At 56.0% G+C, this 13547-nt stretch carries 14 protein-coding genes and 1 riboswitch; of the genes, 4 read left to right on the top strand and 10 right to left on the bottom strand.

What is annotated here, in order from left to right; genetic code table 11:
• The first annotated feature begins 59 nt into the window (after positions 1 to 59).
• The 3 genes from LG297_RS05735 to LG297_RS05725 are packed head-to-tail and all read left to right on the top strand — an operon-like array spanning position 60 to position 3841.
• Complete coding sequence (locus tag LG297_RS05735; RefSeq protein ID WP_404425995.1) at positions 60 to 1517, top strand: di-heme oxidoredictase family protein; 1458 nt, start codon at positions 60 to 62, stop codon at positions 1515 to 1517.
• A gap of 36 nt (positions 1518 to 1553) precedes the next feature.
• Entirely contained in the window at positions 1554 to 2684 is a 1131-nt protein-coding gene (locus LG297_RS05730; RefSeq protein WP_404425994.1) for an imelysin family protein, read from the top strand.
• A 17-nt stretch (positions 2685 to 2701) separates the two neighbouring features.
• Positions 2702 to 3841: a DUF1513 domain-containing protein gene (locus LG297_RS05725; protein ID WP_404425993.1), complete on the top strand. Its 1140-nt coding sequence runs from the start codon at positions 2702 to 2704 to the stop codon at positions 3839 to 3841.
• Between the two features lie 409 nt (positions 3842 to 4250).
• Here the strand turns inward: LG297_RS05725 and LG297_RS05720 are convergent, their stop codons facing one another.
• The 7 genes from LG297_RS05720 to LG297_RS05690 form a co-directional block, all read right to left on the bottom strand.
• Entirely contained in the window at positions 4251 to 5009 is a 759-nt protein-coding gene (locus LG297_RS05720) for an IclR family transcriptional regulator (protein WP_404425992.1), read from the bottom strand.
• A gap of 43 nt (positions 5010 to 5052) precedes the next feature.
• Positions 5053 to 5439 (bottom strand): RidA family protein, encoded by a 387-nt coding sequence (locus LG297_RS05715; RefSeq protein ID WP_082824806.1) that lies wholly within the window; start codon positions 5437 to 5439, stop codon positions 5053 to 5055.
• A 21-nt stretch (positions 5440 to 5460) separates the two neighbouring features.
• Positions 5461 to 6225 carry an amino acid ABC transporter ATP-binding protein gene (locus LG297_RS05710; RefSeq protein WP_404425991.1) on the bottom strand — a complete coding sequence of 255 codons (765 nt, stop codon included), beginning with the start codon at positions 6223 to 6225 and terminating at the stop codon, positions 5461 to 5463.
• A gap of 10 nt (positions 6226 to 6235) precedes the next feature.
• Positions 6236 to 6895, bottom strand: a complete 660-nt coding sequence (locus tag LG297_RS05705) for an amino acid ABC transporter permease (RefSeq protein ID WP_404425990.1) — start codon at positions 6893 to 6895, stop codon at positions 6236 to 6238.
• A gap of 11 nt (positions 6896 to 6906) precedes the next feature.
• On the bottom strand, positions 6907 to 7569 hold the full coding sequence (locus tag LG297_RS05700) for an amino acid ABC transporter permease (RefSeq protein WP_007090812.1): 663 nt from the start codon (positions 7567 to 7569) through the stop codon (positions 6907 to 6909).
• A gap of 26 nt (positions 7570 to 7595) precedes the next feature.
• Positions 7596 to 8432: a transporter substrate-binding domain-containing protein gene (locus LG297_RS05695; protein WP_404425989.1), complete on the bottom strand. Its 837-nt coding sequence runs from the start codon at positions 8430 to 8432 to the stop codon at positions 7596 to 7598.
• 398 nt (positions 8433 to 8830) lie between these two features.
• The gene (locus LG297_RS05690) at positions 8831 to 11254 is read right to left on the bottom strand and encodes a heavy metal translocating P-type ATPase (protein ID WP_404425988.1); all 2424 of its coding nucleotides are present in this window, start codon (positions 11252 to 11254) and stop codon (positions 8831 to 8833) included.
• Positions 11255 to 11453: 199 nt separating this feature from the next.
• Between LG297_RS05690 and LG297_RS05685 the strand changes: the two genes are divergently transcribed.
• Complete coding sequence (locus LG297_RS05685) at positions 11454 to 11825, top strand: DUF1636 family protein (protein ID WP_404425987.1); 372 nt, start codon at positions 11454 to 11456, stop codon at positions 11823 to 11825.
• Here LG297_RS05685 and LG297_RS05680 read toward each other — a convergent pair whose 3' ends face one another.
• From LG297_RS05680 to LG297_RS05670, 3 genes are all read right to left on the bottom strand, one after another.
• Positions 11826 to 12350: a hypothetical protein gene (locus LG297_RS05680; protein ID WP_404425986.1), complete on the bottom strand. Its 525-nt coding sequence runs from the start codon at positions 12348 to 12350 to the stop codon at positions 11826 to 11828.
• 72 nt (positions 12351 to 12422) lie between these two features.
• Positions 12423 to 13106 carry a CbtA family protein gene (locus tag LG297_RS05675; RefSeq protein WP_404425985.1) on the bottom strand — a complete coding sequence of 228 codons (684 nt, stop codon included), beginning with the start codon at positions 13104 to 13106 and terminating at the stop codon, positions 12423 to 12425.
• A gap of 3 nt (positions 13107 to 13109) precedes the next feature.
• Positions 13110 to 13283: a CbtB domain-containing protein gene (locus tag LG297_RS05670; protein WP_007090806.1), complete on the bottom strand. Its 174-nt coding sequence runs from the start codon at positions 13281 to 13283 to the stop codon at positions 13110 to 13112.
• A gap of 31 nt (positions 13284 to 13314) precedes the next feature.
• Positions 13315 to 13529, bottom strand: a riboswitch (cobalamin riboswitch).
• Between the last annotated feature and the right edge of the window lie 18 nt (positions 13530 to 13547).

The following is a 13547-nucleotide window of genomic DNA, read 5'->3' as shown; positions in this document are numbered from 1 at the left end:
GAGTCCGACGGCGGGGGAAGTTTTCTCCCGCCGTTTCGCTTTACGATTAGAAGAATTCCATGCAGCTTCCCGCGATGCGCCTTTCCCGTTTCATGATTGCGACCACCCTTGTTTTCGGGGCAATCACACCGGCATTTGCCGACGAAACATTGCCCGCCGATGCCCTGCCGGGCGGGGCGACGACATGGCAAAAGAAAACCGGACGGATGGCATTCACCCATCATTCGGCCAATATGACCTTTGAAAAGCGGCTTGATTTCAAGCTGGGCGAGGCCCTTTTTCAAAGGCTTTGGGTAACCGCCCCGACGCGCACCAAAGCAGCAGACGGTTTAGGACCGCTGTTTAATTCGCGCGCGTGCAACGGGTGCCATATCCGCAATGGCCGCGGCCATCCGGTCGATGAAAATGATCCATCCGTCAGGGCAACATCCATGTTGCTGCGCCTGTCGATCCCGCCACAGAATGAAGTGGATCGGGAATTGCTGGCATCGGGTCACGCATCCACCCTGCCCGATCCGGTCTATGGTGGACAGTTTCAGGATTTTTCAATCCCGTCCGTCCCAGCCGAAGGAAAGGTGACAGTCCGTTATGATACCCAGACCATCGAGCTTGCCGATGGCAGCATGGTCGAGTTGCGTCACCCGACCTATGGCATGGATGATCTGGCCTATGGGCCGTTGCATGATGATGTAATGATTTCACCGCGCATTGCCCCGCCAATGATCGGGCTTGGATTGCTGGAAGCCATTCCAGATGAAGTACTGCTTGCCAACGCCGATCCGCAGGATCTCAACGGGAACGGCATATCGGGCCGGGTCAACCGGGTTTGGGATATTGCAAAGGACGAGGTCGCCATCGGGCGGTTTGGCTGGAAGGCCGGAATGCCAAGCCTTGATCAGCAAAACCAGAATGCATTCCAGTTCGATATCGGCCTTTCAACCCCGCTTTATCCGAACGCATACAGCGACTGCACCGAAGCCCAGAGCCTTTGTCGCGGTGCGCCGGATGGCAACGATCCCGAGTTCGATAATCTTGAGGCCCATGACCAGATTACCGACCTTGTGCTTTATTACGCGCGTAACATCGCCCCTCCCATGCGACAAAACGCATCCGATCCGGATGTCATGGCCGGGCGCGAAATTTTCAATTCAATCGGATGCGCATCCTGCCACACGCCAAGCTATCAATTGCCAGCACGTGCCGATATGCCGGAACAATCCGGGCAGGTGATCTGGCCCTATACCGACCTTCTGCTGCACGATATGGGAGACGGGCTTGCCGATCATCGCCCCGAAGCCGAGGCGAGCGGGACGGAATGGCGGACACCGCCGCTTTGGGGACTGGGCCGGGCACAGGAAATCGATCCGCGTGCCGGTTACTTGCATGACGGGCGGGCGCGCAGCATTCTGGAAGCCGTATTATGGCACGGGGGCGAGGCAAAACCCTCCCGCGATGCCGTCACATTCTTGACATCATCAGATCGCAGCAAGTTGCTCGCATTTCTGAAGTCTTTGTAAGCCTTGTTTTAGACGCCTTACTGTTCGGGGGATATCATGCCTTTCCTGTGTCACACTCGCAAAGCCGCCCTTTGGGGGGCAACTGCCTTGCTGACGGTGGGGCTGGCACCGCCCGGCGCACGCGCCGATATCCCCGATGAAAATTACCGCCCGGTACTGGAACACCTTCTGACGGTGGTGGTACCACCGAAACTTGATGCCCTGCATGATGCAACCACCAATCTTTCGGGCGAAATGGATGATTTCTGTGCCGAGCCCGATCAGGAAGGTCTTGATGAAGTGCGCGAGGATTTCCACGTCGCGATGGATATCTGGCAGGAGGTCCAACCCTGGAGGATGGGACCGCTGGTGGCGAATGGGCGCGACCAGCATATCGAATACTGGCCTGACAAACACGGCACCGCGACACGGCAGTTCCGCAAGTTGATGTTTGAAAAGCCGACCGCTTATACCGACCGCAAAAAAATCGCCGATACCAGCGCGGCCTTGCAGGGCTTCCCGGCCCTTGAAGAAGTGCTTTTCGATGCCAAGCGTTCCGAAAGCCTTTTGATGGCGGATGAGGACGGTATGTTTCTGTGCGGCTATGGCGGGGCGGTTGCCGCCAATCTGGACCGCATGACCGGTGAACTGGTGAAGGAGTGGCCGGAATTTGCCAAAAATATGGTCGAGGCAGGCCCCGACAACATGGATTACCCGGATGCCAAATTTGCTGCGACCGACCTTTATCGCGCGCTTCACGAAGGGCTTTTGATCATTGCGAGCCAAAAACTCGGCCGTCCGCTTGGCGACGGACCAAAGGACGGCAAAGCCAGCCGGGCCGAAAGCCCGACATCCAAACGATCCTTGCGCAATATCGAACATAACCTGACCGGGCTGTTTGCGATTTATGACAGCAAATGGGGCGATACCGGCAAGGAAGGCAAAGGCCTCTCGGCCCTGATCGACAGCAGCCTTCTGGATCGGTCGTTCCGGCTGAACTGGCAGACGATGACCGATACACTTGATGAGCTGCCGCCATCGATTGTCGAATTGCTCGACCAGCCGGACGGGTATCAGAAACTGGCCGATTTTGCCGGTCAGGTCGCATTTGTCACAACACTGGTCGAAGGCGATGTTGGCGGCACGACACAGTTGGGCGGCGGGTTTAACGCGCTTGACGGCGATTGACAGGACGGAGGTTTGCGATGAAACAGCAACGGCGCGCGTTTTTGAAACTTCTGGGTCTTGGCGGGGCGGTGACCCTGCTGCCGGTCGATGTCCTGCGTGCGGCAACACCCAGTGCGGTCGAAGATCGCGCGGTCTATCTTTCGACCAGCGGCGGGGATAATCACGATTATTATTTCAGCGCCTTTAACGCCATGGGCAAGGTTCTGTATGAACAGCCCCTGCCCGGTCGCGGTCATGACCTTGGCCTGCGCCCCAATCATGTCGATGTAGCCGCAGTTGAACGCCGACCGGGTCTTTACGGACTGATCTTTGATCGCCATAGCGGCGAGGTCCGCGCCAAGCTTCATTGCCCGGAAGATCGCCGGTTTTACGGCCATGCAGTTTATTCCAATGACGGGCGGTATCTTTATGTCACCGAAAACGATTTCGAACATGCCCGCGGGGTTGTTTCCGTCTGGGATGCCGATGACGGATATCGCCGGATTGCCGAGTTTGACAGCTTTGGCACCGGGCCGCATGAATTGCACCTGATGCCCGATGGCGAACGGCTTGCGATTGCCAATGGCGGCCTGCATACCCATCCGGACCGCGATGGCCGTGCACCGCTTAACCTTGACTCGATGGAACCCAATCTGTCGATTATCGACCGGCGCAGCGGCAAGCTTCTGCATCAGGCGGCACTCAAGGCTGACTGGCATCAGCTTTCGATCCGTCATCTCGATATTGCTGCCAACGGCACCATTGCCACCTGTTTCCAGTATCAGGGCGCGCTTAACGATCAGGTGCCGCTAGTCGGATTGTGGCAGCCCGGCAAGGAAATCCGCGTGATCGAGGCACCGGACAATGTGCAATACCGCATGCGGCAATATTGCGGTTCGGTGCGGTTTGACGCATCGGGACAGGTATTTGGTGTTTCCTGCCCGCGCGGCGGGCTGATTACATTCTGGGATGTCAAAAACCTTGATTTCCTGACCCATATTCCCGTGCCCGATGGCTGCGGCATTGCCGCCACCGACCGGCCCGGTGAATTTGTCGGCACCAGCGGGGTTGGCAGCGGCTGGCGGATGGATGCGATTCGGCGCAAACGTGTCGAATTACCTGACGATTCGCTTAAAAAACTGCATTGGGATCATCATTTGCGGCGTATTTCGGCATAATGATCACGGCTTGAACCCGATGGAAAAGGCCGCATCATTTGTGCGGCCTTTTGTGATTTTTAATGCTGTAATCCGTAGTAAACCAAGGCATTAACCAATTGTTTTGGTCGGGTTCGGAGCAGCATAAAGCGCTCAACCAAAAATTTTATGCAAATGAGAACGATTTTCACTTGCGCAGTATTTTTTCCTGACCTATAACGGCTCTCGACACAGCCCGCGAATGCAACCCATTCGCACTTGTCCCCAAAAGGCTTGTCTCTCACCTGCGGGTGCTCTCTCCCCGCAGGCCTCTCAAGGTGGAACAGCGGTGGTTATCAATGCGGGAAACGATAACCGCCGCTTTCTCTTTTCAGCACAAAGAAACCTGTCTTGGTCCACGCAAAGGCTTAATGTGCGGACGGACAAGACATCAGACGCTGTGGGATAGCTTGTCGCCAGCGGATTTCAGCGCGTCACGATATTGCGCATAGTTTTTGCGGGCATCGTCCTTTGGCGCGACAATACATACCGTTGCGACACACACACCGTTCTGATCGCGGATCGGGGCGGCAAAGCAATGGGTGAAGGTATCGACAATGCTGTCGAAGGAAAAGAAACCATCTTTTGCCGCCTGCCGGATTTCGGCGATATAGGCGTCAAAATCGGTATGACTGCCATCGGGCAGGACAAAATCATCCGCCGGAATCAGATCGCGGATTTCATCATCGGAAAAATGGCCCAACAACAACCGTCCGGATGCCGTCCACGGAATCGGGGTGCGTTCCCCGACATCGGCACTGATACGAAACGGACGGCTGCCTTCGCGTTGCAGGGCGACGGTATATTTATTGCCGTCCAGCATGCAGAACTGCGATGTTTCCTTGGTGGTGGCGGTGATTTCATCCAGCACCACACCGGCTTCGCGGGTCAGATCGAAATATTCGCGATATGCCAGTCCAAGGAAATAAACACGACGCCCAAGGAACACCGATCCGTTGGCATCGGTAACCTCGAGCATACCATGTTCCAGCAGGACACTGATCAGATCATAAATCGTTGAGGTCGGCGCGCCGAGCGCCTGGGCGATCTCGGCAGGCCGTTGCGAGACTTTGACAGAGCGCAAATGATCAAGAATATCAAACGCCCGATCAATACCGCGCGCCCGTTTCCGTATTTGCCCTTCTTTCATAAGCCCCCTCTTCGCTGGCGATCAATTCTTTGGACAGAGGTCCTTATGCCTTGCGAAAGGCAATGCAGTCGACCTCAACCTTGCAATCCACCACCATTGAAGACTGAACGCAAGCGCGCGCAGGCGGATGGTCACCGAAATATTCCTGAAAGACGCCGTTGAAGCTCCAGAAATCGCGGGCATCATCAAGCCAGACGCCGATGCGCATGATATCGCTTGCGCTATATCCGGCATCCTCGACGATTTTCAGCATGTTTTCGATAGCAATACGGGACTGTTCGACAATCCCGTTTCCAACAACTTCGCCATCACGCATCGGCGTTTGTCCGGACACGTAAAGCCATCCATCGGCTTCCGTGGCCTTTGCAAAAGGCAGTGCCTTCTGACCGTTTCCTTTTGCTTCACCGACACCGTGTCTTTTGATGGTCATTCAATATCTCCTGGTCTTCAATCACATTTCAGAATTTGCAAGAAAGCCCCGCAACCGGTCTGTTTCCGGTGCGCCGAAAATCTGTTCGGGGGGGCCTTCTTCGTGGATACGGCCGTGATGCATGAACACGACCTTACTTGAAACATCGCGGGCAAAGCGCATTTCGTGGGTGACAAGCAGCATGGTCATGCCGTCATCGGCAAGATTGCGGACAACGGCCAGAACTTCCTTGACCAATTCCGGATCAAGGGCGGATGTCACTTCGTCAAACAGCATGATGCGCGGGTTCATCGCAATCGCGCGCGCAATCGCGACACGCTGCTGCTGTCCGCCGGACAACTGATCGGGGAAATGATCGCGCCGTTCAATCATGCCGACCCGTTCAAGCCATTTTTCGGCAATGGCATAGGCTTCGTCCTTTGCCATTTTCTTGGTCTTAGTCAGGCCAAGCATGACATTGCGAATGGCGGTCATGTGCGGGAACAGGTTGAACTGCTGAAACGCCATGCCGGTCATGGCGCGTTGACGCGCAATATGACGTTCGGAAAGACGGCGGCGTTCACCACCGTCGTGTCTGTAGCCGATGGCTTCGCCGTCCAGTTCGATGGCACCGCGTTCGAAATCTTCAAGCAGGTTCACACAGCGCAACAGGGTTGTCTTGCCCGAACCCGATGATCCGATCAGCGAGACGACGTCACCCTTTTGCATGGTCATATCGATGCCCTTGAGGACTTCGAGATCACCAAAGCTTTTGTGAAGATCGGTAATTGTCAGAATGGGGGACATGGCTGCCTCATTATGGGATCGAGATGCGGCGTTCGACAGCACGGCCGGCCTGTTCGATCAGGAAGTTCAGAATGAAATAGACGAAACCAACGAACAGATAGAATTCGAGGCTGAGATAGGTCCGCGAAATGACCTGCTGGGTTGCCAGCAGCAATTCAACCACACCAATGATCGAAAGCAGCGTCGATGCCTTGACGATTTCGGTCGCGGTATTGACCCAGGTTGGCAATATCTGACGCAGGGCCTGGGGCAACAGGACATAGGCAAAGGTCTGCCCGAAAGTCAGCCCGATTGATTTGGCGGCTTCGGTCTGCCCGGCCGGGATCGCCTTTAACGCACCACGGACAATTTCACCGACATGCGACGAACAGAACATCGTCAGCGCAAGCACACCAGCCTGAAACGCACTAAGATCCAGACCGACAACCGAAAGAATATAAAAACAGGCAAGGATCAGAACGAAGACCGGGGTTCCGCGCAGGAAGTCGATATAGACGCGCACCCCGAACTGGGTCGGCTTGTTGCCATATGTCATCGCAAGACCGACGAAAACGCCAAGGAACGTTCCAAGCAGCACAGACGTGACAGAAATCAGAACCGTATCGCCAAGCCCGGCCAATAGGTTCATCCGGGCGTTCCACAATTCTGACAGGAAAAGAGAAAAATTCATGTGAAAGCCTTTCAGCGCGGAACCGCAAGTCGTTGTTCAAGCTGGCGCAGGAACCACGCGATGACATAGCAGGCCACCACGTAAATCAGTGAGGCCACCATCCATGTTTCAATCACGCGGAAACTTTCGACATTGATTTTGCGCGCATAAAACGTCAGTTCGGGAACCGCGATGGCAGCCGCCAGAGACGTATCCTTGAACAGCGAAATGAAGTTGTTCGATAGCGACGGCAACACATTGCGCAACATCACCGGAATGATGATGTGGATTTTGATTTTCAGTTCCGTCAGACCGATGGCAAGCCCGGCTTCGCGCAGGCCCTTTGGCAATGCCACAAGGCCCGAACGGAAAACTTCGGCCAGATAGGCACCGGCATAAATCGACAGTGTGAAAATAAAGGACGGTATCTTGTCGAGCGCAATGCCAAGCTGGGGCAATGCGAAATAGCAAAACAGGATCAGGACAAGGATCGGGGTATTGCGGATCGCAGAGACATAAGCCACTGCGATCCAGCGCAAAACCCGGTGACGGGACAGCATCCCGAAAGCCGCCAGAAGTCCGATCCCGCAGCCGATTGCAATCGAAACAAGGGCAAGGAACAAGCCAAGGCCCAGACCTTGCGCCAGCAGCTCCCAATTGCGCCAGATAACGCTGAAATTGAAATCGTAGTTCAAAGCGGTTCTTCCCGGATGCTGCTAGGTTATTTGTATTCGACGGGGAAGCCGATCTGCGGCACCGACAGTTCTGTACCGAACCAGGTTTTGAAGCTGTCGGCATAGAACGGGAATTCAACACCGGTCATGCCTTCGTGCAGAACCGTGTTTACAAAGTTCAGCCAACGCTGATCACCCGGCTTCACACCACAGGAATAGCTTTGCGGGTTCCAGCCATATCCGGCGTCATGATAACGGCCCGGGTTTTTGACCATGAACCAGCGAAGAGCCGACTGATCGGTTGCGGCGGCATCAGCACGCCCGGAATTAAGTGCCTGATACATCAGATCGACGCTGTCGTACTGGTCAACTTCTGCCTCTGGCAGGGCGGCGTGGACCATTTCTTCGGCATAAACGTTCTGAAGAACGGCAACGGTAACGTCCGATCCGGCAGCTTTGAGCGCCTCGTAATCGGCGTAGTCACCACCTTCCATCTGCAACAGACCAACGCCTTCACGGTAATAGGGGATCGTGAATTCGATCTGCTGGGCGCGTTCGGCGGTCACCGTCATGAACTGGCAGGCCAGATCGACCTTGTCGGTCACAAGGTTCGGAATGCGGGCATCGCCGGACTGCTGGACATATTCGATCTTGTCGGGATCGCCAAACAGGGCCTTGGCGACAAGGCGGCCCATATCAACATCAAAGCCCTTGAGCTTGTTATCTGCGTCAATGAAATGCCATGGCGGGTTGGTCGAACCGGTTCCCAAGATCAGGTAACCGCGGTCAAGCACCTCTTGAAGCTTGCTGGCTTCCTGTGCAATGGCCGATCCGGCAGTTGCGGTCATAAGAGCCGCGACTGCGATTGTCTTTAAGAAGGTCATGTTTGTCTCCGCTGATGAAAAGAGCCAACCGTTTTTGATGAGTCCCGGTTAATTCCGCTATACCGGAATCAATATCGTTGTTGCGGATTTAATTTGAAACCAAAATCTAGCCATGTCAATTCGCTTTTGCGAAACCCGCAGCTTCCCTTGGTTTTCGAAGTGTAGTGATTTTGTTGTCCGGTCGTTCTGATGAGCGGATTTTCAGGGAAGTCATGACCTGCACGTCCTGTCAGAACAGACAGTTTTCCGCCTGTTTCTGCGTGAAACGAAGCATATGAACACGGGGAAGACCGGGAGTCGCGGCATGGAAGGTAGTAAAAACAAATCGGCCACTATCACGAGATGCAATAGTGGCCGATATTCTATAGATTTCTGGTGCAGTTTCCCCGTGATGGGGATCAGCGGTTGCGTAGTGCAATCAGCAACCGCAGACTGTTAAGCGTCACCAGAACGGTTGCGCCGGTATCGGCCATCACCGCCAGCCAAAGCCCCGTCAGGCCGGTGATGCTGGTGACCAGAAAGACGGCCTTAAGTCCCAGCGCCAGAGCGATATTTTCGCGGATCACGCGACGTGTGGTGCGTGACAGCTTCACCAGATTAACGACATCCGACAGCCGGTCCTTGACCGCCACCGCATCGGCGGCCTCAAGCGCAATATCCGTACCCCCGCCAATTGCGATACCAACATCGGCCGATTTCAGCGCCGGGGCATCATTGATGCCATCGCCCACCATGGCAATCGGCCCCTTTCGCGCCGGATCATTACGCAAATCGGCCAGCACGTTCAGCTTGTCTTCGGGCAGAAGCTGCGCACGGTAATCCATGCCAAGTTCGCCCGCCATGCGTTTGGCAACACGTTCGGCATCACCGGTCAGCATCACCGGGCTGATACCCAAGGCGTTCAGTTTGGCAAGCGCGTCCACGGCATCGGCGCGTGCAGTATCACGCAATGCAAGGGCGCCGATGACATCCCCATCACGCAGGATGACAACCGCTGTGCTGCCGGCATCTTCCTGTGCGGCAAGCCAGTCGGCAATTTCGGGTGCGGGATCGATATCAAGGCGTTTGGCCGCCCCGACACGATAGAGAACATTATCAATCCGGGCTTCGACCCCGGCACCGGCAATGGTTCGCGCATCAGTGATTTCAGGCAGATCAAGTTTCTTGTCCGTCGCCGCATTGACCACCGCCTTTGCCAGCGGGTGGGAAGTCACGGTTTCAAGGGCGGCAGCAATGGCAAGCAGCCGGTCCTCGTCCATATCGCCCACCGACATCATTGCCGTCAGCTTCGGCTTGCCTTCGGTCAGCGTGCCGGTTTTATCAAACGCCATGGTGCGAACCGCCCCGATGGCCTCAAGTGCTGCACCACCCTTGACCAGCAGGCCGATCCTGGATGCACGGGCAAGGGCCGACGTCACCGCCGCCGGGGTGGAGATCACCAAGGCACAGGGGCAGCCGATCAGAAGCAGGGCCAGCCCGCGATAAATCCATTCTTCCCAGCCCTGCCCGAACAGAACCGGCGGAATGACGACCGTAAGGGCCGCAAGCGCCATGATGATTGGCGTATAGATACGGGCAAATTTGGCCACAAAACGCTCGACCGGTGCCTTGTGCTTTTCGCTTTGTTCGACCAGCTCGATCACGCGATCAAGCATGGTTTGCCCGGCCGCACGGGTCACGCGCAGGCGTACCGGCCGATCCGTGACGATGGCACCAGCAAAAACCTCGTCCCCCGGTTCGGACGGGACAGGAACGGATTCACCCGTCAGGTGACTGTTATCGATTTCAGCCGAACCTTCCGTCAGGATACCATCCGCCGGGATGCGTTCACCGGGGCGGACTTCGACGATGTCGTCAAGCGCAAGCGCGGAGGGCGCAACCGTATCAAAGCCGCCACCAGATGGCGAAACCCGCCGCGCAGTTTCAGGGGCCAGTTTCATCAGCGATTTAACCCCGCTGCGCGCCCGTCCCGCGGCGACACCCTCAAGGCTTTCGCCAATTGCAAACAGCAGCACAACCATCCCGGCCTCAAGGCTTTCGCCAATCGCGACCGCACCAAGCACCGCGACACTCATCAACAGTTCGATGGAAAAGAATGCGCCGCTTGCCGCCAGACGGAACGCCGTTCTCATCACCGGCAATGCCGCAATGACCGATGCAACCGACATGGCATAAGCATCGGTGGCCGGAACCAGCCAGCCGACCAACCCGCCCAGAACAAGCCAGACCGCTGCCCATGCAATTTCGTCCCCGGCTTCAGGCCAGGGGGCCAACTTGCGCAGCAGGGATTTGTCATCGGCATCGGTATCTTCCGACGCAGCATTATCCGTCGCAGTCTGGCTGACAGAACCACAGGAGCCGCCAGCGCAGCAAGCGGCTTCGGATGATTTCTCCGCCCCCGGAATTGCCTTTTCCTTTGCCGAATAACCCAGTTTGGTCAGCATGCTGCTGATATCAGAACGCGTTTCGGCACTATCATTGCTAAGACCCAGCGTCACCGTTTCGCGCATCATCGACACATCAACACATTGCACGCCATCACGCTTGGAAAGCGCGGTTTCGATTTTGGCAACACAGGACCCGCAATCCATGCCCGATACGACCCAATGACGATGCGAAATGCCGTCACGATGGCGGGCCAGCACATCATCAACGGCGCCCTGTTCCTTCCCACTCAGCTCGGATTGCGCGTACAGGCCATCGGCGGCGGCAACAAAGCTTTGCCCGGGCACAGCGTCGTTCAGAGCCGCAATCAGCGATGACTTGCAGCTTTCACAATTTCCAATGGCCGGGAATTGATCCCATTTTGCGATGACGGACATTCTGGACCTTGCCAACATTCAAATTTGTATTCATGCGTTATATTCAAATAACAATTCATATGTCATGAAGTCAAGAACATTCAAATCATAATTTGAATGTTATCACACGCAATGCCAGACGCCCCGAAAAAGTTGATGAATTACGCCAGCACTGCGGCCATAGTGAACATCCAATTTAAGAACCAAAGTCAATCGCCCGATGCCCCGTATTGTCATTTGTAAAACCTGCCAGCCAGCACCCGATACTGATCCAACCCCAAAAGCGGATTTTGTCGATGTGGATGGTTTTGCGCGGCAGTTAGGCACGGCACTTGATCAGGCGGAATTGCCCGAAACGTTTGAAATCACACAGGTTGACTGCATGGGATCATGCAGCGACCCGATATCGGTTGCGCTTCAGGGAGCCGGACGGGCAAGTTATCTTTTTGCCGGATTATCGGCGCGTCACGACATTGACGATATCATTACCACCTGCCGGACGTATCTGAGCGCCCCGGATGGATGGATCGAAGACGCACGCGGCTGCGGACGCCTTCGATTTTGCCTTAAGGCCCGTATTCCCGCCCTTTGATTAAGGCGCAACCGAAACAGTCATTGTCTGACGCAGCGGCTTATCGCCGACGGCAAGCTGGCTGTGATCATTGGCCGTCAGCGTTACCGTGACCTCGTTATCACCCGCCGGAAGGTCTGGGATATGAAGCCACGGGCCGTAAAGGCGGGCGATCTTGGTGCCGTTAACATAGACATGGGCATGCCCCTCGCCCGGGATATGGGGACTGCTGGCATGTTCGGGTGCAAAACGGAAATTCTGCACCAAGAGATGCAGGTTCCAGCCACTGACAGGATCGGGCGTGATGGCAACATCAAGGCTTGGCGCATCAACAGCATCGGGCAGCGAAATGATGACATCATGGCTGGCATGGGCACCGGTCATATTCATCGCGCCATGTGCGTCACCATGCGTACTTCCCCCGTGCTCCTGCGGATCAGAATGGTCATGGCCATCAAGGGTGATGCCATTTCCCGCCGCCACCAGAAAACCAATCCCGCCGCCAAAAACAAGCCCGATCCCGAAAAGGGCAAGTGAACGTGACATTTCGTTTATCCAGAAAAATCCATGAAAGAAAACAGGCGCGGAATATACCGCGCCTGATCAATGTGATTGCGTTTACGCTTCCCGGTCGGCTTCACGCCGCCAGAAATACCCGGCAAACAATCCGGTCAATACCCAGGCCACCGCCCCGATGCCAAAGGCACGCGCAGCAAACAGCGCGCCAAGTTCGGTTGGCACGGGGCCGGTGAACTGATCGGGCTCCGGGGCACCGATAACATGCGGTGCCAGAAGCAGAACAACCGCCGCCGCCCACGCCAGCCAGTTCCGGTCAAAGGCGATCAGCCAAACTGCAAGGGCCGCAGTCGCCACAGTCGCAAACCACCAGATTTGCCTTTCGTAAACATCGGCCGCAGCAACACCGGGCACCTCTGGCGCCAAGGTGAAGCCCGGTGCGAAATGCACGATGACAAATCCGGCAATGCCCCAGATGATGCCGTTGCGCGCCGTCACCAAATGACCACGATTTTCGGCAAAGGCCATGGCCGCAATCAGGATCAGCGCATAGCCGGTATAGACCAGCATGGTAAACAGGACGCTTAGCCCGTCACGCAACAGATCAATCCGGCCGACATCCTGATGCGCGCTAACCGCGTCACCGCCAAAATGCACAAGGGTTCCACTTTCATACAGTTCCGCATGCAGCAAAACGGGCTGCACAAAATAAAGCTGTAGCAGGGCCGCAATAAGCCCCGCAGCAGCACCAGCGAACAACGCGCTGGTCACTATGCGTGTGAACATGACTTAGTGGCAGGGGAAGCCGGTCGCGTGGCGCACATCGTGTGCCGCATCATGAAGCAGGTCCGCCTGAACGTGGCCGGTCACAAAGACAATCGCCATGCCGAAAACGGCACAGGCAAGGATCGGCAGAAGAACGGATTTTTTCGAAACGGCAAATGCCGCAGTCTGCGTAGTCATCGAAATCTCCTTTGCTGTCACACCCGACAGTCGGTTCGGGTCCATGCCTGGCAGGTCTCCTGGCTTGCGGGTCTTCATGCGTCGCCGACCTTCCCTGCTTTCGCAAGTGGTATGATGGCGGGCACTCGTCGCATACAGTCGCGGGGGCGGCTTTGGCTTTGACCGTCAAACAGACGGCTTTCCAAATTCCCTCTTCGTTTCCCAACCCCGAGCAGAGCGGGAAAAACCAAGCCATTCGTTTATGACGGTAATTTGGCGCAAGTG

The organism is Thalassospira australica (genome assembly GCF_044790785.1).
GTDB classification, from domain to species: Bacteria; Pseudomonadota; Alphaproteobacteria; order Rhodospirillales; family Thalassospiraceae; genus Thalassospira; species Thalassospira australica_A.
The sequence above is the reverse complement of the archived record's forward strand: the minus strand, read 5'-3'. Positions and strand labels throughout refer to the sequence as shown.

What these genes read in the sequence shown, in the direction of transcription:
- LG297_RS05735 (WP_404425995.1), top strand. Translation starts at nt 60, where the DNA reads ATGCAGCTTCCCGCGATGCGCCTTTCCCGTTTCATGATTGCGACCACC.
- LG297_RS05730 (WP_404425994.1), top strand. Translation starts at nt 1,554, where the DNA reads ATGCCTTTCCTGTGTCACACTCGCAAAGCCGCCCTTTGGGGGGCAACT.
- LG297_RS05725 (WP_404425993.1), top strand. Translation starts at nt 2,702, where the DNA reads ATGAAACAGCAACGGCGCGCGTTTTTGAAACTTCTGGGTCTTGGCGGG.
- LG297_RS05720 (WP_404425992.1), bottom strand. Translation starts at nt 5,009, where the DNA reads ATGAAAGAAGGGCAAATACGGAAACGGGCGCGCGGTATTGATCGGGCG.
- LG297_RS05715 (WP_082824806.1), bottom strand. Translation starts at nt 5,439, where the DNA reads ATGACCATCAAAAGACACGGTGTCGGTGAAGCAAAAGGAAACGGTCAG.
- LG297_RS05710 (WP_404425991.1), bottom strand. Translation starts at nt 6,225, where the DNA reads ATGTCCCCCATTCTGACAATTACCGATCTTCACAAAAGCTTTGGTGAT.
- LG297_RS05705 (WP_404425990.1), bottom strand. Translation starts at nt 6,895, where the DNA reads ATGAATTTTTCTCTTTTCCTGTCAGAATTGTGGAACGCCCGGATGAAC.
- LG297_RS05695 (WP_404425989.1), bottom strand. Translation starts at nt 8,432, where the DNA reads ATGACCTTCTTAAAGACAATCGCAGTCGCGGCTCTTATGACCGCAACT.
- LG297_RS05690 (WP_404425988.1), bottom strand. Translation starts at nt 11,254, where the DNA reads ATGTCCGTCATCGCAAAATGGGATCAATTCCCGGCCATTGGAAATTGT.
- LG297_RS05685 (WP_404425987.1), top strand. Translation starts at nt 11,454, where the DNA reads ATGCCCCGTATTGTCATTTGTAAAACCTGCCAGCCAGCACCCGATACT.
- LG297_RS05680 (WP_404425986.1), bottom strand. Translation starts at nt 12,350, where the DNA reads ATGTCACGTTCACTTGCCCTTTTCGGGATCGGGCTTGTTTTTGGCGGC.
- LG297_RS05675 (WP_404425985.1), bottom strand. Translation starts at nt 13,106, where the DNA reads ATGTTCACACGCATAGTGACCAGCGCGTTGTTCGCTGGTGCTGCTGCG.
- LG297_RS05670 (WP_007090806.1), bottom strand. Translation starts at nt 13,283, where the DNA reads ATGACTACGCAGACTGCGGCATTTGCCGTTTCGAAAAAATCCGTTCTT.